Consider the following 20190-nt stretch of genomic DNA (forward strand, 5'->3'; position numbering starts at 1 on the left):
GTATGATCTTAGGAAGCGGAAGGGAGAAACAGTGCGCTCGCAGGAACCGTTGCCTTAACTTGGCTCGGACTCTCCCACATCAGGCGTGCTCTGGCATCTCCTTGATTCTCATAGTACTCCACTTGTATATCATATAGCTGACCGGCTGTCAGGCTTATGCTTCCTGTGCGTTCGGTCCCGCTCTGCTTCATCCAGCTGTCGATCACAAGCTCACCATTGATCCGTACGCGGATGCCGTCATCTGAAGTGGTATAAATCTGATAAGTCTCAGTGTATAGCGGCTTGAGCTTACCGCTCCAGCGTACAGAGAAGAAATCTATGCCGATTGCGGCATCCGGCGTGCCTTGACGCCAGTTGAAGTCAAGCACTGCATCGGTACGTACCACTGCCGGAGCACCAGACAACGTCATATTATTGAAATATTCCGCAACCAGCCCATTCGCCGCAGGAGCCTCGGCCGTAAGATTCTCCGGTAATGGAGCTTCTGCCGGCGTTGGTGCCGCTGTTGGCGTTGGTGCCGCTGTTGGCGTTGGTGCCGCTGTCGGCGTTGGTGCCGCTGCTGGCGTTGGTGCCGCTGTCGGCGTTGGTGCCACTGTCGGCGTTGGTGCCACTGTCGGCGTTGGTGCCGCTGTCGGCGTTGGTGCCGCTGTCGGCGTTGCTGTTGGCACCGGTGTTGGTGTTGATACTGGTAACGGCGTTGCTGTTGGTACTGGTGTTGCAGTCACAGCCGGAGCATCCAAAGCTGCTTTGCTGGCTGAAGAAGCAGCCGTGTTCACAAATAACGCGCTTGTAGGGACAGTTGCCTTCGCCTGGCTTGGACTCTGCCACATCAGGCGGATATTGGCATCGCCGGCATTCTCGTAATACTCCACTTTGATATCATACAGCCGGCCTGCCTGCAGGTTTATGCTTCCTGTACGCTCGGTACCGCTCTGTTTGGTCCAGCTGTCGATTACAGCTGTGCCGTCAATATAGACGCGGATACCATCATCGGATGTAGTGATAATCTGATAGGTTTCACTGAAAGAAGGTTTGATCTGACCCGTCCAGCGTATGGAGAAGCTATCCACTCCAAGCTTGGCATCCGGCGCTGCCTGGCGCCAGTTAAAGTTCAGCAGCGCATCATTCCGGACCAGAACCGGAGTGCCCGAAAGCGTCATGTTCTTGTAGTATTCTCCCTGAAGACCATTCTGAACGACGGGGGCCGTCACAGAATCATTGGAAGCAGGGGGCGGCGTCAGTACCGGTATTGGCATTGCAGTCGGTACCGGCGCTGGTGTTGCTGTTGGAACTGGCGTTGGTGTTGCTGTCGGTACCGGCGTTGGTGTTGCTGTCGGTACCGGCGTTGGTGTTGCTGTCGGTACCGGCGTTGGCGTTGCTGTTGGTACCGGCGTTGGTGTTGCTGTTGGTACCGGCGTTGGCGTTGCTGTTGGTTTCGGCGTCGCCGTAGCAAATGTGCCTGCTTTATAATCGTCCCGGGTCACAGTATAGCTGTCGCTCATGAAGCTTTTGATGGTAGCATTGGTGTTGGTTTCATACAGCATTTTTCCCCAGCTCATCATATATACCCAATTTTTCTGGGAGAGCTGCAGCTTTGCCGTGCTTGGCATTTGTCCATTCTCGCCAATGGCAATCGGTTTGCCATTCGCAAGGGCAAGCAGGCTGTCATGGTATTTATTCATATAATCATTCTCATATATATCTGCCGCGAGTACATCCACCTTGTCAGCCCCCGGATAGGTCAGCGCATAAGGATCAGACCAGGCATTGGGTGCATTGGGGTTCCATACCCACAGCAGGTTGTTTAATTTATGAACGTTTACGAAACGGTCATACATAATATTCCAAAGCGCAGCAAAGTTATTTTTCTTCCCCCACCAGAACCAGTCACCGTTCATTTCGTGGTAAGGTCTCCAGAGTACGGGAACACCAGCATCCCGCAGGCTTTTAAGTGAAACTGCCACTTTGTCCAGATCTGCAATCAATGCAGTGTACTGTGTTGTACCCGGAGTAATATATTTATTGAATTCCGCCTGGCTCAGCGGTTTCTGAACATTGGACCAGAGGTATGCGGTACCCGGCAGATTCTCATGAAAAGTCATGGCTACAATGCCGCCGCCCTTATACCAGTTGATCGCGCTGTTCACAACATTTCTGCGTTGCGCCGCTGCTGTACTTTCCGATTGGCCGCTGATTACACCCAGTTCATAGCCGTGAAGAGCTGCATATTGTCCGCTGGTTCCCTTCAGCTTGTTGCTGAATTCGTCCGGACTTTCCAGATAGTCATGTTGGCCGGTAATAATGCCTTTTCCAGTGATAGAATACAGATCATCCAGCAATCTGACTGCTTCGGTTGAAGCCTCCGGATTAACGGGCGCTTTGGAACTAGATGCAGCTTCTGCAGATGAAGGCATTCCGCCGAGTCCCAGAGGTACTGCAGTCAATAAAAGGGCCAGAGACAGCACAGTGCACAGCAAACGAGACTTACGGTAAGTTATCAAAATCCATCTTCCTTTCGGTAGCCAGGCTGCCACTCTTGCGAAGGCCCTATAGCTTTGCGTCCCTATCTTTCGATTAGGTTTGCCTTTGTCGTATTGGAAGGATTAATCCCTCTTACCGTAAGTATCGTCCCTATTTAGTTTTAATTTAGAGCAAAAATGAAATTTTCTTAATAAATGGTTCTTAATACCTGTTTTGGATTTGTAACAATTGGTTATATAGATAGATTAGACCTACGAAATGAATTGCTGTAAGGCGATATCTTCCCAATCCAAGGTGATTCGGATGTTATCTTCCTCCACCAGCTCAGAGCCGGTCTGCACTTCGATAAATTCCATATCTGTCAATGCCAGGATCGCATGCTTGGTGCCTTCCGGAATCCGTACGACATCCCCCGCCTTCACATTATGCATTTTCTCATTGAGCACAATGCTGGCTTCACCGCTGACAATGGTCCAGATTTCACTGCGTTTGTGATGCAGCTGATAGCTGATATTTTTACCTTCAGAGATAAAGATCCGCTTCGTCAGCACCTCATTGCCTTCCGCATATTTCACATAATCAATTACCTTGTAGTGGCCCCAGCGGCGTTCTTCGTACATCGGTCTTTGTTCAAAAGATTTCAGCACTTCTTTAATGCGCGGGCTCTCCGCCTTGTGCGTAACCAGAATTCCGTCCGGGCTGGCGGCGATAATCAGATCCTTCGCTCCGATCACGGTGATCGGAATGTCCAGCTCGTTGATCAGGCAGGTGCCTTCGGAATCTGCAGTGACGAAGCCTTTGCCGACATGATTGCTGGTCATTTCTTCAGTCAGCGTGTTCCAGGTGCCCAGATCCTTCCAGAATCCGGCGTAAGGCTGAACCACGATATTCTCTTCTTTTTCCACCACTTCGTAATCAAAACTGATGGAAGCCAGCAGTTTATACTGCTTCTGCAGTTCCTCATAGTTCAGCGGCAGTCCTTTGCGCTGCAGAATATCCAGCAGATAACCTAGACGGAAAGCAAACACGCCGCAGTTCCAGAGCGCGTTCCGGCTGATCAGCTCCTCAGCCTGCTTGCGGTCCGGCTTCTCCTGGAAGTGGCTCACCTGCAGATACCCGCTCGCCCCCGCTTCGGCGCTGGTAGGAATGATATAGCCGTATTTCTCGGAGGCATGCTCCGGAACTACGCCCATCAGCGCCAGATTGGCGCCGCTCTCCAGCATCGTGCTCTCCAGCTGCAGAACGGTTTCGAAGAAGGACGACTCCACATAAGGATCGACGGGCAGGATGGCTACCGTCTCGCTTGGTGAAACACCGGCGACCGAATACAGGTAAGCTGCTGTCAGTGCGATGGCAGGGAAGGTATCGCGCCGCTCCGGCTCAACGATAATCGGCACCCCGCTGCCCAGCTGGCTCTGAATCATCTCTACCTGGCTGCGGCCGGTAGCCAGGTAGGACGATTCCGCCATCCCTGTCTCCTGCAGCTGTCTCCATACCCGCTGTACCATGGATTCCGGTTCACCTGCCGGGCTTTCCAGTACTTTCAGAAATTGCTTCGAACGTGAATCATTGGACAAAGGCCAGAGCCGTTTACCAGAACCGCCTGATAGAAGTACTAGTTTCATAAGTGAACCCTCCTAAGTTTATGTGATGTCGCGAAAATATCGGATTGTTATTGGGAACTGGCTGCGTTTGCTTAAGCCAAAAAGGCGGGCTGTTATGAGGGTCACTGCAAGGAATGTTTGGACTTTCGGCCGCTGCCCGTCTCCAGATTTCCTGATTTAAACCGCTTATCGCGGTAGAAATCCGGAGACAGCATATGCTTCCGAAGCTAGCTTTCCTACGGAAAGCTTTCAGGCGGACGCTAACGCTCCTACAGTTCCAAAATTCCTCTCCGTTCCATTACATAACAGCTGGCTTATTCGCTTCGCCCACAGGCGAAGCTCCCGGCTAAAGATCCGGCTATTGCCGCTTGGTTGAGCGGCAATAGAATTAACTGCTGCCGCTGGTTGTTACGGCAATATAGCCTGTGGCTGCCCCGCCTGCTTTTGCGGGGACAAAGCCATTTCACGCTTGTTCCAAGGCGGCGCCGCTCAACTATGCGGCAGTGAGAGATTTAAGGGATTAAGTGCATCTTGTTCCAAGGGATTTCCGCTCGCTGTAGCAGCGAAGGGGAAACATAACACTCTTGTTCCAAGGTTTTACGTTCACTTACGCGGCGGTGGAATCAAGAGCACTAATGCCTCTCATTTCCTCCATTGGCCCACATCCGGTGGAATCAGAGGAATTTATCCCTTAATTTCCCCGTATAGCACACTTTCGGCGGAATTATAGGGAATTATCCCCTTAATTTCCCCGTATAGCACACTTTCGGCGGAATCAGAGGGAATTATCCCTTTAATTTCCCCATACAGCTTACTTTCAGCGGTATTAGAGGGGTTTTTCCCTCTAATTTCCCCGTGCATCACACTTTCAGTGGGAGGCTGCGGGATCACTGATAGACCAAGAGCTTAGACCGCGCCGGCAACGCTGGCGGAGAATCCGCTAAGGCCGCCCATCTGCGGGCGTCCGACAGAATGATACTCCAGGCCGGTTCCTTCGATCTGCTCTTTGCTATAGACGTTGCGGCCGTCGATCAACACCTGGCGGCGCATGCTCTTCGCCAGCAGATGCAGGTCGATATCCTTGAACTGGCTCCAGTCGGTCAGGAGGCATACCGCATCGCTGCCTTCGGCAGCCTCTTCCGCCAGCCCGCACCAGCGGAGCTGCGGGTGATCATATTGCGCCCGGAAATTCTCGGCGGCAATCGGATCATAGAGCTTCACGGTGGCGCCTTCGGCTACCAGCGCCTCAACGATTTCACGGGCAGGCGCCTCGCGGACATCATCCGTGTTCGGCTTGAAGGCGAGGCCCCAGATGCCGATGACTGCGCCGCGCAGGCTGCCCAGCGACTCATGGAGCTTGGAGATGATCATGAAGCGCTGGCCTTTATTGACCTCGACCACCGATTTCAGCAGCTTGAACTCGTAATCCACGTTGCCGGCAATCTGGATCAGCGCATTGGTATCTTTCGGGAAACAGGAGCCTCCATAACCGATACCGGCCTGCAGGAAGGTAGATCCGATTCTCCGGTCCATTCCCATGCCCTCGGCCACCTCGGTTACATCAGCTCCCACTTTTTCGCAAATATTGGCGATTTCGTTAATGAACGATATTTTAGTAGCCAGGAATGCATTTGACGCATATTTGATCATCTCGGCGCTGCGGATATCCGTGACGAATACATTGTCTGTGAAGCCCTGATGAAGCTGGCGCATCATCGGCTCAAGCTCAGGATTATCGAGTCCGATCACGATCCGGTCGGGATGCAGCGTATCGCGGATCGCGGAGCCTTCACGGAGGAACTCAGGGGCGGAGACAATGTCGAAGGGATGATTCGTGTGCGAAGCGATCAAATTGCGGATTTTCTCATTGGTGCCTACGGGTACGGTTGACTTGGTCATGATGACCTTGTAGCCTTCCATTGCCTGCGCAATTTCAATGGCTGCCCCTTCGATATATCTTAGATCCGCTTCACCGCCCGGCAGTGAGGGGGTCCCTACGGCAAGGATGACGATGTCGGAGCGGCGGACCGAATCCTTAAGATCGGCCGAGAAGCTCAGCCTGCCCTCACGGAGATTCATTTCGATCAGTGCCTCAATACCCGGCTCATAGATTGGGGATTCCATCCGGTTCAGCTTCTCGATCTTCGCCTCATCCTTATCCACACAGATGACATGATTTCCGTTAAGGGTGAAGCAGACACCTGAGACAAGACCTACATATCCGGTACCGATTACTGCGAGTTTCATACAATCATCCTCCTTTTAGGAAATTGACGTAGGCCTGTTCCACATACTGCTTGAACTGGACCATAAACGCCTGCTCATCAAATTTACGTGCATGGCCCATAATCTGCTCGATATCCCACGCATAGGATTCTGCTTCATCTATGGCCTGGAGCAGATCATCAACTTCCTGGTGCTGGAAGAACACGCCGTTGACGTAAGGAATAATCGTGTCCAGCGCTCCTCCGGCCTGATAGGCGATGACCGGTCTTCCTGCTGCATTCGCCTCCAGGGGCGTAATGCCGAAATCCTCTTCTCCGGGAAAAACAAAAGCCCGACACTGCGACATCAGTCCTGTCACTTCTTCATCCTCCAGCCGGCCCAGGAAAGAGATATTATCCTTAGCCATGCCTTCCAGACGCTTGCGGTCCGGCCCGTCTCCCACGATGTACAGCTTCACACCGTTACGGTTGAACGCCTCTACTGCCAGATCGATCCGCTTGTAGGAAACCAGCCGGGATACGATCAGATAGTAATCTCCAATGGTAGGGGAGCTGGTGAAGCGTGCTGTATTGATCGGCGGGAAGATCACATCGGAATCCCGGTGATAATAATTCTGAATCCGCGTCTTCACGACGGAGGAGTTGGCTACGAACTGATTTACATTTTTGGAGGTACGCTGGTCCCAGTTCTTCAGCCGCTGCATATACACCTTGAGCAGTCTTTTGAATAATCCGGAATTCGACTGCCGCTCCATGTAAGTGTCATAATCCCAGGCGAACCGCATGGGGGTATGGCAGTAACACAGATGAAATGTAGACTCGGGCACCTGGATGCTTTTCATAAAAGCACTGCTGGAGCTAAGGACGATATCATACCCGCTGAAGTCCAAATCGCGGACGGCCATGGGATAGAGCGGCAGCACCCCTTTGAAATTCCGCTTCACGCCGGGGATTTTCTGCAGCCAGGAGGCCCGGATATCCGCATCTTTGAGGTTATCGGTCAGGCGGCTTCCGTTAAAAACCGTTGTGAAGATCGGAGCATCCGGATACATGTGATGAAAAACCTCCACCACTCTTTCCGCTCCGCCCATTTGGATTAAGTAATCGTGCGCTATCGCAATTTTCATGTGAATCATCCTCAAAGTTTTATGGAGCAGCATCATCAAGCAGTGAACGCATGGTAGAAACGGATAGTGAAGCAAGTCTTAAGCATTGTCCAAGTACGAGGGTCAGGTAACCGCCAGCAAACCTTTGTAGTAAGCGACGATATCCTTGACCGTATTCTCGATGACAAAGTGCTCTTTCACCCGTTTCATTCCATTATCCGCCATCCGTCTACGCTCTTCGGGATGGTTCAGCATCCAGGTGATGGAGTCTGCAAGTACAGTAGCATCTCCCGGCTGGATCAGCATTCCTGTTACGCCAGGAACTACAATCTCAACCGGTCCGCCTTCATTGGAGGCAATCACCGGCAGTCCAGCCGCCATACCTTCGACGATGACCTGGCCAAACGGCTCGGGGGTGATCGACGTGTGAATCAGTAAATCGGCTTTGTTCATAAGTCCTTGTATATCATCTACATGACCCAGCAGGCTGACATTGGTAATGTTGCCTTGCTGCATCTGCTGAATTAATTCCTGTTTGTATTCCTCTTCCCCGAACAGCGCGTCTCCGGCAAGCCAGAACTTCACCCGGCTGTCATGCTTGAAGGCCTTGGCGGCTTCCAGTACAATATGCTGGCCTTTCCAGTGAGCCAGGCGTCCCACCAGCAGGACATTGAAGTCCTTCTGGTCCCGCTTGCCGATCCCTTCACCAATCGCTTTGGCAAAAGCGGAGTAAACGACCAGCGTCTTCTTCGACCGCGGCAGCTCCAGCGCATTCAGCGTGGAATGGGAATTGGCGATGACGCCGTTCGGCAGCAGGCGTGACAGCAGCCGGATCGCCTTGGCGACAACCGGCTTCAGGTACGGGGCTCCGATATGGTCCCGGATATGCCAGATCAGGGGCACTCCGGCTTTTTTGGCAGCCACCGCTCCGTAAAATGCCGATTTCAGCGAATTGGTATGCACGCAATCGACCTTCTCCTCTTTGAGCAGCGGAGCGAGCTTGCGGCCGTAGGCCAGCAGCTTCATTGCAGCAGCCGGAGCACCGAGGTTCACAGCGTTGCGTCCGCGGCTGCGGATGCTCTCGTCCAGCGGGATAATGCGGACATCAATGCCCTTCTCCCGCAGCCGTTCGGCCAAAGTGCCTTCTTCCGCCAGAATCACCAGCGGGCTAATCTGTTCACCGATGTTGGTGAGAATGTTGAACAAGGCAACCTCTCCGCCGCTCCATTTGGCGGTGTGATCAATATAAGCGACTTTGATCATCCTACGCTCACACCCTTTCCCAAAGTTTCGAGGAATACGGACTCCACTTGATCGCCTACATGCTGCCAGGTATATTTCTCCAGCACATGATTCCGGCATTCGTCACGGCCCGGCAGCAGCTTACGGTTGCTCAGCATATGAATCATGCCTTCTGCCATATCGTCGCTGCCTGCACTCTTGAACAGCAGCTCCGGCCGGAAGCCCTGCAGAATCTCTTTGTTGCCGCCGACCGGAGTCGCCATCACCGGAAGGCCGGAGGCCAGCGCCTCCACGGTGATCAGGCCGAAGCCTTCCAGCGCCTGCGAAGGAACGACGAACATATCCGCCGCCTGATAATAGGAGGCCAGCTCATGATCGGGAATATAGCCCAGGAGCCGGACCTTGTTGCCCAGTCCGTAATCGGCTATTTTCTCTTCGAGCTCCCCGCGCAGCGGGCCTTTGCCCCCGATCAGCAGAATTGCGTTCGGGAACCGCTCGGCAACCTGCTTCCAGGCTTCGAGCAGCTGCAGCAGCCCCATCCGGTTCATCAGCCGCCGGACCGTCAGCACGGTAGTTGCACCTTCCGGCAGATTCAGTGTCCGCCGGATCGCCAGCCGGTTGGTGGAAGGCACGAACCGTTCCACATTAGCCGCACCCGGAATGACGATGATCTTGTGCAGCGGCACCCCGTGCAGATCATGCAGCATATTGCGGAAGTATTCGCTCAGGACAATGAATTTGTCTGCCAGCTTGTAAGCCTTATGTTCAATCGATTTGGCAATCGTTGTTTTCACCTTGTGCTTGATGCCTTGACCTTCGATCTTCATCTCTTCATTCCACGGGCCGTGGAAGGTCATCACCACCGGAATGCCCCGCTTCTTCGCTTCAATTGCCGGCCCGATGCCGTAAGGTGCGAAGTGGGTATAGAGGATATCAATCCGCCCGCTGCCGTCTCCCATCAGGTCCGCCGCCTTGCGCTGGAAGGCATCCTTGCGTTTCCAGATCGTCTCCTTGGGATCACCGGCGTTGTGGATGATCAGTTCCTTCGGGGTATCAGGTGTCTCCTGACTACAGATCAGGGCATGCACCTGGTTCCGTGAGGAGAGCTGCTCACATACGGATTTGAAATAGGTGTTCAGTCCTCCGGGCTGTAACGAGGGCCAGCTGAGGCCGGTCGTCATAATGTTCAATCCGTCATTGTACGACATAGCTTCTCTCCCCTTTGTTCTCCTTGTCGGCCTGGCCCATGGCATTATGCCGGGTCAGCTTGCCGGAGCTGTGTAATTCGTAATGCTTGAAGCCGACCATGAATTCATACATCACCCAGAATATCGATACCGCGAAGCCTGAAATTCCTTTTTTGAATAATCCGTGCACGAAATACTTCTGCAGGAAACGTGCCGGCGGCCGCAGCAGCAGGTGGCTCAATTTGAACGGCTTGCCGCTTTCAAAGGCGCTTTGCGCTTCCAGATCCGTGTATTTGTTGAACCGGGCCACATGGTCGTTGATGCTGCGGAAGCCTTGATGCCACAGCGTTCCGTTCAGCTTCACCGTCCGTTCCTCGGATACCTCGGGCATCTCATGCACCAGGCTGTTGCGGATGCCGTACTCCTTGCGGTTATACAGCCGCACCAGGTACTCACCCTTATCCAGCCATTTGCCGAGAAAATCACCAATCCGGTATAGCGAGAACGCTACGGTAGCATCCGTAAGTCCCGGCTTGCGCTCCAGAATATCCCGCGCCAGCTCTTCACTGACCACTTCGTCGGTATCAATCAGGAAGACCCAATCATGGACGGCGCGTTCCACTCCGAATTCCCTTTGCTTCGCGTATCCGGGCCATGGGTTAACGTACACCCGGCATCCCAGGCTCTCGGACAGCTGGACCGTCCCGTCTTTGCTGCCCCCGTCGATTACAACCACCTCGTCGGCGAACAACCGGCAGGACTGAATTGCTGCGGAGATTCGAACTTCGTCATCCTGAGCAATGATGACCGCCGATATCGGGTAACTCCCCCGGCCGCCAAGCACGCTTGTCATTGAATCCATGAAGGTATCCTCCTTTGCCTTGTAGGTCCGGTGTGTGTCGTCGCTGCGAGAAAAGTTTGGGCTTCCGGCCGCTGTTGTCTTCTGATTTCATTGATTGGACCGCTGTTTGCGGTTGAAATCAGAAGACAAAGGCGGACGCTGACGCTCCTGCAGCTCCAAATTTTCTCTGCGCTCCTCCAATCACCGTCCCTTGGTTTTTTAGCAGATAAGTCGCTCGCCTCGTATTCTCGGCTCGCTGAATCAATTACTTACCTGCTTACACATCCATAGGTTTTTTGCGAATATACGAATTCATCGTCGTCTTCAGCCACTGAAGGTCCTGGGCGTTAATAAGCAGCCGCGGAAGCTTAACCTTCAGGTTGTATCTGATATTAAGAATAATGAACAGGAACCGCAGCACTGCCGAGGAGAGCATAGCCACTCCGGCTCCGAACAATCCGAACTTCGGCACCAGCAGGAAGAGCAGCGGAATCACGAGGATGAGGCCGACTCCCTGAAGGATGGATACGAACTTCGGCTTGCCCAGCGCCATGAACACCTGGGCCAGAATCAGGGTCCCTCCGCTGATGGTTACTTCCAGCAGCAGCAGGCGGAACACGGTAAGCGCCGTATTGAAATCCTTGCCGTAGAGCAGCGGGATGACAAACGGGGCAACCAGCATCAGGAACACTGCGCCTAGCAGAGTACAGGTAGTACTGATCCGGAAAGCCTTGAAGGTAAGGGCTACCGCTTCGTCCTTCGACATCTCGGAGGCTTTGGGGAACAGGACCACCGTAATCGAATTGGAGAAGAAGTTGACCATCCGCGACAAGCTTACCGCAACCGCATAGAGCCCCAGATCGGCCGGCCGGAGCAGCCCGGCAATAATGATCTGGTCTATGTAATAAGAGAACTGTCCAAGCAGGTCATTACCATAGGAGCCCATACCGTAAGTAAACAATCTTTTGAAGTTAAGATAGGCATCCCGCAGCTTTACTTTGTAGGTGCGGAGCAGCGAGACCGTCATTCCGATGAACAGCGGAACCGACGGGACCAGATAGGCCAGCGCTGTTGTATAAGGATTCATGTGTCCGGTCAGGATGAGTATCCCAATCGCGGCCAGCGTCAGCAGGGGAATCAGATAACGCAGCCAGTTGAAGGTTTTGTAATCGCCTCTGAACTGGAACGCCGCATTATTGACCTGTGAGACCACAATCAGCGGACACAGGATCATCGACCACTGGGCGAAGACCACAACATCATGGCTGAAGGACTTCAGCCAATACGGGAGAACAATAATCCCGATGATCATGGCCATGGTTCCGAACACAAGTCCGATCAGCAGCGCCACCCTGTACAGCACCCCGGCTTCATCCGGGTTCTTCTTGGCGTTGTAGATCAGTGCCGAGGGGATACCGAAGCTCATGCTGAACGCCAGGAATTGTGACCAGTTCACCATAGCGGTCTGTTCCCCCCGACCTGTCGGGCCGAGATACCGCGCGGTCAGCACGCCGGTCAGCATATTGACCAGCAGAATCAGTACGCTGACGAACATTGTTTTGACGGCAGCCGAGCTGTTGTCCTTACTCTTCGTGAAGCGCCGGAGGGAGGACCAGACTGTACTAGCGGGAAGTGATTTTGCGTTCAACTGCTGCATGTGGTATACCCTTCTTTCTGCTCTGAGTAATCTCTTTGGCACTGAGTCCGAGTCCGATCAGCATCCAGATCAGATAACCCTTAAGACCCGGAAATCCGTTATCCGATACCAGACTTACCACAGCCCCCATCCATGCCGCCAGCGACAGGCGGGCATAAGGCTGAAGATGATCCTTGCTGGTAACTCTGACGGCAATCTCTTTAATGACGGCCCCCAGGGCTCCGAAAAAGAACAATGCGCCGAGTACTCCGAAGGTAAGCAGCAGTGCGATCACACCGTTATCCATGTTCCCGTATTCACCAAGCTCCCCGCCGTTGCCGATCTTCGTCCCCTGTCCTACACTGCCGATACCCTGCCCGACCGGATTACCTGCCACCATCGGCAGCATGTTCGTCCAGAGGCTGAGACGTTCATTGTAGGAATGATCCTCCTGCACCGAGGTGAGGGTCTCCATCCGGGCGACCAGCCCCTCTGCCCCCGGCAGCTTGGGAACAATCGTGAACAGCGCGGCTGCCACGAATCCAAGCTGCAGCAGGGTTTTCCATTTGCCTTTGGATGGAGAGGAGGCAATGTACACCAGCAGCATCACCAGCAGGACCAGCCATGCGGAACGCACCAGCGTAGTCAACAGGCAGACTACTACGAGCAGAACACCGATCCAGCGCAGTGTCCCCTGCCATCTTTTCTCCAGAATCATCGGGACCAGTGCGAAGACCAGGAAGGTTGCCGCCGGGCCCGGAGAATTCAGAGTGGAGAACACCCGGATCTCCAGGGGATACGGTGTGCCGATGGACATCATATCCGCGTTCCGCATCCAGAAGGCGTCCCACGGGGGAACCGTCAGATACTGTACAATTCCATATGCTGCAACCAGCACGGCGATATTCGCAAAAGCGTACAGCAGCCGGTCGATATCCTTCGGTTTGTACTGGGTTACTGCGAAGAACGGAATCAGCAGCAGCGGTACGATATAATTCGCCAGATCGTATACCGAGCCAATGCCGTTCTTCGCGAGGCCAATCATCGCGCCGTAGGCCAGCGCAATGGAGAACAGCAGCAGGATCCGGGTAGAGGATTTGCGGATCTTGTGAATCTCCTTCAGTACCGGAATGGCTAAGGTAGCTCCGGTGAGCAGGGGAGCCAGACTCAGCAGTGATACGGAGTGATACACCCCTTCATACCAGTCTGCGATCCGCCGCAGCTCCGGAGCAACCGCCCAGATCAGCAGCGTGTAAGGAATCAGCAGCCGCGTATTCAGCAGCGCCAGCAGGAAGGCCGGGAAGAGGATTCCTGCCAGTATCACTCCCTGCAGACTGTTCGATGAGCTGAGCTTCGCACTGGCGAAGCCGATCAGCAGCGGCAGGATCACTGCTGCGCCACAGATCATGGTCATCACTGCCGCTGACTTCACAGCTGATCTAGAGGGAAGACTCAGACTGTTCTCATCCCTGCTTAGCATCTTCATTCCCCCGCCTCCCGTCTCCGCCGCTTCTCGTTTATTGCGATTTGCTGTTCTTCACTTTATCCCGCTTGCGCAGCTCCTTGAGGAGCAGCACCAGGAACTGGGCATCATCGACCAGGTATCTTTTCCATAGACGGCCCGGCTCCTGACTGAGCCTCCACAGCCATTCCATTCCGGTTCTCTGCATGAAATCCGGAGCCCGTTTGACCGAGCCTGACAGGAAGTCGAAGGTTGCGCCCACACCGATCGAGATCGGCGCCTGATAAGAGGTATAGTGACGGTATATCCATTTCTCCTGCTTCGGCGCTCCCACGCCTACGAACACAATATCCGGCTGACTCTCGGTCAGCATCTGGATAATCCGCTGGTTCTCTTCTTCGTTGTGCTCAAAGCCGTAGGAAGGAGAATAGCAGCCGACAACATTGATACCCGGATAAGCTGCTTTCAGGTTCTTCGTCGCCTGCTCCGGCACGCCTTCCGCTGAGCCCAGGAAGAACAGCCGGTATTTCCTTTGTTCAAAAGCATTGCCCAGCCTGCTGAACAGGTCCGCTCCCGATACCTTTTGCTTCAGCGGCTTACCGAGCATTTTGGAAGCCCAGATGAGCGGCATTCCGTCTGCCACAACAGCTCCGGCTTCGGAATAGACCTCCTGGAACTCTTTGTCCTTGCGGAGCTTGATCACATGATCGACATTGCATGTCAGGATGTAGGACTGGTTCCTTTCCTGAATCGTTTTGTCAATGTAATCGAGCAGGTCCATGAAATCATAGTTATCGAAATTGACATCGAACATATTCACTTGGTTCATCGTATCACTTCTTTTTGTGGGGAATCGGCCAGCTGTGAAGATCGATACAGGCAGTTCAGGTACCAACAGAACGGAATGATGAATTGGACCGTCGACAGCGTGTTATCTGTAAATGAGTAGATCAGAAACGCTGCTATAAAGAGCAGATAATAAGGTTTGACCGGCGGTGCCAAAGCCCTGTACACCAGAAGGAACACAGCCAACAAGGAAAGCAGCAGCAGGATTGCGCCGAAATACCCTCCATCGAAGTAGAAGCGGATATACTCATTGTGAGGAACAACAAACCCTTTGTAGAGCGATCCGTCATTCGCCACCGTCACCGCTCCAAGACCCCGTCCCGCATAGGGGGAATCCTCCGCTTTGTTCAGGAAGTACTCCCAGGCTTCCGCACGCCCTGACAGGTCGACCCCCGTTTCCGTCGTACGTTCGAAGGAACGTTTCTTGATGTTATCGAGCTGCAGGTATACTGCCGAGGTGATCACGAGCAGTGAACACAGCAGCGGGATTAGAAATTTCGTTTTGCCTTTTAAATACTGGCGGGAGATGTCGTAGAAATAATAGAGCACCATCAGGACCAGCGCCAGGATCGGCCCCCGTGTCCCGGTTCCAATGAGAATCAGGAAATTCAGGCCCAGCATTGTGTAGTAAAAGCGGATATGCTGCGGGCTTCGCTTAATTTCAATGAACGCGATCGCGACTCCCATGAACGCCAGCATAGCCAGATGCGCCGGAATATTCGCCCCCTGAATCCGTACTGCGCCGGTGAATTCGATGTCGAGTAAGGAATGCAGATGAGCCGCCTGCAGCACCACTCCGGCCAATACACTGACCAGCGGCAGCAGGGTGATGATGCGGATTTGCTTCTCAGCCACCTCCTTCTTCCAATTGATAAGCAGGAATACGAAGGGCAGCGATAATCCGATAAAAGCTTTGACTGCAATCGATGAGCTCATCTCCGGCAGCCAGATGGAGAAGGTGAAGGTGATGAAGACCAGCGCCAGCATCGCCCACAGGGGCTGGCTGAGCCGGAACTTCAGGCCGTTGACCAGAATGCACGGCACCAGCAGCACCAGGATAACCAGTTTGTAGAGTGAGAGAATCTCAACACCGAACATACTGCCGCTGAACAGGAAATTAATCGAGACTGCGGTGGTCAGCAGAACGAAGTAGCTGATCAGTTCCGGACGGGAGATGGAGACGAACAGCAGCATAATCAGGAGTACAGCAGCTACGGCTATGACCGGCTGGTAGATGACCGCTGCCCCCAGGAATAATGCGGACATGAGATAGAGCATTCCGTATGGCAAAGCGTTTATTTTGGAGCCCCATTCAAAATTAGTCATGTCACGCACTCCCCTCACCCCGCTGCGGATTCCCTCTTCCGGTTCCAAATCATATGGAGAGTTCCGCGAATACTCTCCAGCCGGCATTTGTTCAGCAGCCTTCTTCCCTGACTGCGGGAGAGAATGGAATCTGCCAGAATGTACATCACCTTGGCCCCTGTTTTACCCAGCAGCAGCAGGTTGCCCTTCATCCCTTCGCTTTTCATCGCGTTCGAGATGCCTTGGCTGTAATAACGTTTCATAATCCAGTCTTCCGTCAAACGGTTAGCCGGTACGAAATGATCCACCGCCATCTCCGGATGATAGAGAATGGAATGCCCCTCCTGCTGGATTTGGCCGAACAGCCAGGTCTCTTCACCGGAGAGCAGCGAATCACCTTTTCTCCCCAGCTCCAGCGGAAACAGGCTGATGTCGAACACGATCTTGCGCATCGCCATATTGGCTCCGCAGGGGTGCAGACGCTTCGGATATTCCCTGATCCGGTTGCCCAGATCAACTATGGTATATGGAAGCTCGAATGGCTTAATCAGCCATTCCGGCCGTTTGCTCTCGAAGATCGGAGCAATTTTACCGCCCATCGCCATCACTTCCGGCTTCTGCTCAAACGTACTGACGATCGTACTAATCCAGGTCCGGCAAGGTATCGCATCATCATCCAGGAAGGCGATGAGCGGCGATTTGGAAGCCAGAATCCCCGTATTCCGGGCCGCCGACAGTCCTTGCACCGGCTCCAGAAGATAACGGATATCCATATCAGCACCATAGGTATCAATAAACCTCCGGATAGCGGCTGCCGTATCATCCTTGGAACTGTTATCCACTACGATGATTTCGGCGTGGTCCAGATTCTCCAGCGGAAGCAGCGAATGAAGAGTCTTGACCAGCAGCGCCGACCGGTTGTAGGTGCAGATGATAATGGAAATCTTAGGTACTTCTCCGTGTACAAGCATCGGCATTCACCCAATTCCCATAATTTTAATAAGCATTTTTGGAGCCGAGCAGCATCAGGCCGGTTTTGACAATGATCTTAAGATCCAGCATAGTGCTGCGCATGTGGATATAGGTCAGGTCCAGCTGGACCATTTCGTCAAAGCCAACGCTGTTTCTGGCATTAACCTGCCAGTACCCGGTGCAGCCCGGTGTAACCATCAGCCGTTGTTTGTCATACTCCGTATACTGCGCCACCTCTTCAACGAGCGGGGGACGGGGTCCTACGAGACTCATATGGCCCATAAGCACGTTCCAGAGCTGAGGCAGTTCGTCAATACTTGTCTTGCGCAGGAATCTTCCTGTCCGCGTGATGCGGGGATCATTCTTGATCTTGAACATTGCGCCGCTCACCTCGTTGTAGGCCATCAGATTGGCCTTCAGCTCCTCGGCATTGGAGACCATGGATCTGAATTTGTACATAGGGAACAGTTTCTCATCCTTGCCGACCCTGTTCTGGCGGAAGAATACTTTGCCTTTAGGATCCTCCAGCTTGATTAGGACAGCCACCACCGCGAACAGCGGCAGCAGTACGAGAAGGCCAAGAGCGGAGAAAAAAATGTCGATAATCCGCTTCAATACCAGATAGGAATCCATTTCCTTACTTCCTTCATTGGCATGCAGCATGTAAAGTTTCGGCAGGACGGCCTCATAGTCTTCCGGCAGTTTTTGCATGCTCATCTCTCCTCATTCCTCCTAAATATTGTTGGTTCAGCTGCTCAGCGTGGTTTGTCCGGCCTGTTTCAGCCATTCCGACATTGCATCCATGACCTGATAGCGCAAATCCTCGCTCTGTAGAGCAAATTCCAGTGTGGTCAAAATATAACCAAGGCGTTCACCAACGTCATATCGTGTACCATCAAAGTTATAAGCATATACCCGCTCGCTCTGGTTCAGCTTCTGGATCGCGTCCGTGAGCTGAATTTCGCCGCCCGCGCCTTTTTCCTGAAGGTCCAGATACTTGAAGATCTTCGGTGTGAACACGTAACGCCCCATAATCGCCAGGTTGGAAGGAGCCGTTCCGAGCGGAGGCTTCTCCACGAAGTTGTTAACCCGGTAGAGCCGTCCGTCCTGCAGATCCGGTTCGATAATCCCGTAGCGGTTGGTGAATTCATCAGGGATGACCTGAACACCAATCACTGAATTCTGTGTTTCTTCATACTGGTCAATCAGCTGCTTCAGGCAGGGGACCTGTCCGGTTACAATATCATCGCCGAGCATAACGCCGAAGGGTTCATCCCCGATAAACCGTCTGGCACACCATACGGCATGGCCCAGACCCTTGGGTTCCTTTTGCCGGATATAGTGAATTTCCACTTTTGAGGAACGCTGTACTTCTTTGAGCAGCTCCAGCTTACCGTCTTCCAGCAATCTGGATTCGAGTTCAAAGGCATTATCGAAATGATCCTCAATCGCCCGCTTTCCTTTACCGGTAACGATGATGATGTCTTCGATCCCGGAAGCGATTGCTTCCTCCACGATATATTGAATCGTTGGTTTGTTGATAATAGGCAGCATTTCCTTAGGCATCGCTTTGGTTGCCGGAAGGAAACGTGTGCCTAACCCGGCTGCCGGGATTATTACCTTTTTGACCTTTTTCATCACACATACCTCCCAAAAGTTTCATTCACCTTGCCGCTTCAGTACATTATTTGGTCTGGTTCATCGCAATTCCGAGAATTCTCACACCTGTCTGTTCCATAAGAGCCTTCAGCTTGCGGAGAGACTCACGCTTCGTCCGGCCATGTCTGGCCACGATGATTACACCGTCTGAGAGCGGAGCCAGAATGCGGGCGTCACTGAATTCCACCGCTTGCGGCGAATCCAGCAGAATCAGATCAAAGCTTGCTTTCAGTTCTTCCAGCAGGGCTGACATCTTGTCGCTCCCGAGCAGATCCGGGGGACTGACACTGGTAATACCTGCAGGAATTACGGCCAGATTAGCCAGGCTGCCGTATACGGCAATATCTTTGGTTTCCTCATAACCGGCCAGATAAGCGGCCAGCCCTTGGCTTCCTTCTACCTCAAACACACTGTGCAGTCCGGGCTTCCTCAGGTTGCAGTCTACAACGGCAACCTTCTTGCCGTCCTGGACAAAGGATACGGCCAGATTGGAGAGAATCGTTGTCTTGCCTTCCCCGCCTTCCGCAGAAGTGAAGAGCAGCACCTGTCCACCATTGCCCTTCAGCAGACCGAGCTGGCGGATGTAGGTACGCAGCGAGCGGAAGGATTCAGAGATATGCGAGGACGGGTTCATGTCCGTAATCAAACTTCTATTCAGCCGTAACATAAGCGCCCTCCCCTACTCTTGCCTTGGCATTTGCCGCCTTGCCCAAATCACGTTTACGGATTGCCGGAATACTGGCAATGACCGGAAGGCCAAGATCGAACTCTGCTTCCTTCTCGGATCTCAATGTACCGTTCAGCGTTTCCATCAGCAGGATGATACCTACTGCCGCCATCAGCGAGACTACAAAGCTGATGATAATGTTCATGGTAGAACCGCTATTGACCGGTCCAGGCTGATTCGCCGGGTCCGCCGGGGTCAGGAACGTTACATTGTCCAGATTCATCAGTGCCGGCAGGCTGCGGATGAATGTTTGTGAGACCGCGTTTACGATCGTAGCTGCGGTGGCGTAATCCTCATCCTGCACACTCAGATTAATCACTTGGCTCTTCTCTGAGGATTTGATCTGCAGCTTGGCAGCGAGTTGGCCTGCCGTCAGACCGAATTCGGGATGCTCCGCGATCACACTCTTCATAATCGTTGGTGACTTCATGATTTCCTTATAGCTCTCGATGAGGTTAAGACTGAAGTTGAGTGCGTTGAGATTGTTGCTCTCGGGAACATTTACGACGTTGTTGACCAGTAGCTGTCCAGAGGCGGAGTAGACGGGGACAACGAAGTTTTTGCTGACATAGAAGGTGGTGGCGCAGGAGATAAGCACGAACACCGTGATTAACCATAATCTTTTTTTAATCAGGTTAATGTAATCCAAAATCGTCTTTTCCACAGTAACCCTCCTTCCGCATGTGTTCATTTTGAAAGCAATCATGAAAATTTCAGAACTCTTGCTTTTATTCTATCAACGCGCAACATTTGTCACATGCCTCATAGCATCCCTTTACACTTCACTTTCGTGTGATGCCGTTTAGTCCCTAAGAGGGTAGGGATGGTATACTTTAGTACCATACGACTGGTAATAACTAACAGCATCCGGTAGCGTTACCTACTTCACGTGTCACT

16 protein-coding genes and 1 riboswitch are annotated in these 20190 nt (G+C 53.0%); all 16 genes read right to left on the minus strand.

All coding sequences use genetic code 11. From position 1 onward, the window contains the following. Nucleotides 1-8: 8 nt before the first annotated feature. Complete coding sequence (locus tag NSQ73_RS27320) at nucleotides 9-2501, minus strand: PA14 domain-containing protein (protein WP_340989024.1); 2493 nt, start codon at nucleotides 2499-2501, stop codon at nucleotides 9-11. Between the two features lie 13 nt (nucleotides 2502-2514). Next, a riboswitch (cyclic di-GMP riboswitch) is annotated at nucleotides 2515-2595 on the minus strand. Between the two features lie 137 nt (nucleotides 2596-2732). Then, complete coding sequence (locus NSQ73_RS27325; RefSeq protein WP_042133969.1) at nucleotides 2733-4106, minus strand: sugar phosphate nucleotidyltransferase; 1374 nt, start codon at nucleotides 4104-4106, stop codon at nucleotides 2733-2735. 885 nt (nucleotides 4107-4991) lie between these two features. Then, on the minus strand, nucleotides 4992-6332 hold the full coding sequence (locus tag NSQ73_RS27330) for a UDP-glucose dehydrogenase family protein (protein ID WP_042133965.1): 1341 nt from the start codon (nucleotides 6330-6332) through the stop codon (nucleotides 4992-4994). Between the two features lie 4 nt (nucleotides 6333-6336). Continuing rightward, entirely contained in the window at nucleotides 6337-7437 is a 1101-nt protein-coding gene (locus NSQ73_RS27335) for a glycosyltransferase (protein WP_042133962.1), read from the minus strand. Between the two features lie 102 nt (nucleotides 7438-7539). After that, nucleotides 7540-8679 (minus strand): glycosyltransferase family 4 protein, encoded by a 1140-nt coding sequence (locus NSQ73_RS27340; RefSeq protein ID WP_042133960.1) that lies wholly within the window; start codon nucleotides 8677-8679, stop codon nucleotides 7540-7542. Further along, nucleotides 8676-9866, minus strand: coding sequence for a glycosyltransferase family 4 protein (locus NSQ73_RS27345; RefSeq protein WP_340989025.1), 1191 nt, complete (start codon nucleotides 9864-9866; stop codon nucleotides 8676-8678). The genes NSQ73_RS27340 and NSQ73_RS27345 overlap by 4 nt, the downstream gene beginning before the upstream one ends. After that, complete coding sequence (locus tag NSQ73_RS27350) at nucleotides 9853-10707, minus strand: glycosyltransferase family 2 protein (protein ID WP_042133955.1); 855 nt, start codon at nucleotides 10705-10707, stop codon at nucleotides 9853-9855. Before NSQ73_RS27350 ends, NSQ73_RS27345 begins: the two co-directional genes overlap by 14 nt. A 256-nt stretch (nucleotides 10708-10963) precedes the next feature. Continuing rightward, nucleotides 10964-12343, minus strand: a complete 1380-nt coding sequence (locus NSQ73_RS27355; RefSeq protein ID WP_042133953.1) for an oligosaccharide flippase family protein — start codon at nucleotides 12341-12343, stop codon at nucleotides 10964-10966. Next, nucleotides 12309-13808, minus strand: coding sequence for an O-antigen ligase family protein (locus tag NSQ73_RS27360; RefSeq protein WP_340989026.1), 1500 nt, complete (start codon nucleotides 13806-13808; stop codon nucleotides 12309-12311). Before NSQ73_RS27360 ends, NSQ73_RS27355 begins: the two co-directional genes overlap by 35 nt. 31 nt (nucleotides 13809-13839) lie before the next feature. After that, nucleotides 13840-14613: a WecB/TagA/CpsF family glycosyltransferase gene (locus NSQ73_RS27365; protein WP_039302998.1), complete on the minus strand. Its 774-nt coding sequence runs from the start codon at nucleotides 14611-14613 to the stop codon at nucleotides 13840-13842. Then, complete coding sequence (locus NSQ73_RS27370) at nucleotides 14610-15956, minus strand: O-antigen ligase family protein (protein WP_042133950.1); 1347 nt, start codon at nucleotides 15954-15956, stop codon at nucleotides 14610-14612. The genes NSQ73_RS27365 and NSQ73_RS27370 overlap by 4 nt, the downstream gene beginning before the upstream one ends. A gap of 14 nt (nucleotides 15957-15970) precedes the next feature. Then, nucleotides 15971-16912, minus strand: coding sequence for a glycosyltransferase (locus NSQ73_RS27375; protein ID WP_231575290.1), 942 nt, complete (start codon nucleotides 16910-16912; stop codon nucleotides 15971-15973). Between the two features lie 19 nt (nucleotides 16913-16931). Further along, the gene (locus tag NSQ73_RS27380; RefSeq protein ID WP_039302991.1) at nucleotides 16932-17624 is read right to left on the minus strand and encodes a sugar transferase; all 693 of its coding nucleotides are present in this window, start codon (nucleotides 17622-17624) and stop codon (nucleotides 16932-16934) included. 30 nt (nucleotides 17625-17654) lie between these two features. Next, on the minus strand, nucleotides 17655-18545 hold the full coding sequence (galU, locus tag NSQ73_RS27385; RefSeq protein WP_042133948.1) for a UTP--glucose-1-phosphate uridylyltransferase GalU: 891 nt from the start codon (nucleotides 18543-18545) through the stop codon (nucleotides 17655-17657). A 46-nt stretch (nucleotides 18546-18591) separates the two neighbouring features. After that, complete coding sequence (locus tag NSQ73_RS27390; protein ID WP_042133946.1) at nucleotides 18592-19233, minus strand: CpsD/CapB family tyrosine-protein kinase; 642 nt, start codon at nucleotides 19231-19233, stop codon at nucleotides 18592-18594. Further along, a complete protein-coding gene (locus tag NSQ73_RS27395) occupies nucleotides 19217-19957 on the minus strand; it encodes a YveK family protein (protein WP_039302983.1) in 741 nt (246 codons plus the stop codon). The genes NSQ73_RS27390 and NSQ73_RS27395 overlap by 17 nt, the downstream gene beginning before the upstream one ends. Between the last annotated feature and the right edge of the window lie 233 nt (nucleotides 19958-20190).

The organism is Paenibacillus sp. FSL R10-2736, from assembly GCF_038000245.1.
GTDB classification, from domain to species: Bacteria; Bacillota; Bacilli; order Paenibacillales; family Paenibacillaceae; genus Paenibacillus_AQ; species Paenibacillus_AQ phytohabitans.

Bases quoted from the DNA above. Each gene is read 5' to 3' on its own strand.
- NSQ73_RS27340 (WP_042133960.1), bottom strand. From the start codon at position 8,679: ATGATCAAAGTCGCTTATATTGATCACACCGCCAAATGGAGCGGCGGA.
- NSQ73_RS27375 (WP_231575290.1), bottom strand. From the start codon at position 16,912: ATGCCGATGCTTGTACACGGAGAAGTACCTAAGATTTCCATTATCATC.
- NSQ73_RS27325 (WP_042133969.1), bottom strand. From the start codon at position 4,106: ATGAAACTAGTACTTCTATCAGGCGGTTCTGGTAAACGGCTCTGGCCT.
- NSQ73_RS27380 (WP_039302991.1), bottom strand. From the start codon at position 17,624: ATGAGCATGCAAAAACTGCCGGAAGACTATGAGGCCGTCCTGCCGAAA.
- NSQ73_RS27390 (WP_042133946.1), bottom strand. From the start codon at position 19,233: ATGTTACGGCTGAATAGAAGTTTGATTACGGACATGAACCCGTCCTCG.
- NSQ73_RS27345 (WP_340989025.1), bottom strand. From the start codon at position 9,866: ATGTCGTACAATGACGGATTGAACATTATGACGACCGGCCTCAGCTGG.
- NSQ73_RS27365 (WP_039302998.1), bottom strand. From the start codon at position 14,613: ATGAACCAAGTGAATATGTTCGATGTCAATTTCGATAACTATGATTTC.
- NSQ73_RS27335 (WP_042133962.1), bottom strand. From the start codon at position 7,437: ATGAAAATTGCGATAGCGCACGATTACTTAATCCAAATGGGCGGAGCG.
- galU (WP_042133948.1), bottom strand. From the start codon at position 18,545: ATGAAAAAGGTCAAAAAGGTAATAATCCCGGCAGCCGGGTTAGGCACA.
- NSQ73_RS27360 (WP_340989026.1), bottom strand. From the start codon at position 13,808: ATGAAGATGCTAAGCAGGGATGAGAACAGTCTGAGTCTTCCCTCTAGA.
- NSQ73_RS27330 (WP_042133965.1), bottom strand. From the start codon at position 6,332: ATGAAACTCGCAGTAATCGGTACCGGATATGTAGGTCTTGTCTCAGGT.
- NSQ73_RS27355 (WP_042133953.1), bottom strand. From the start codon at position 12,343: ATGCAGCAGTTGAACGCAAAATCACTTCCCGCTAGTACAGTCTGGTCC.
- NSQ73_RS27370 (WP_042133950.1), bottom strand. From the start codon at position 15,956: ATGACTAATTTTGAATGGGGCTCCAAAATAAACGCTTTGCCATACGGA.
- NSQ73_RS27350 (WP_042133955.1), bottom strand. From the start codon at position 10,707: ATGGATTCAATGACAAGCGTGCTTGGCGGCCGGGGGAGTTACCCGATA.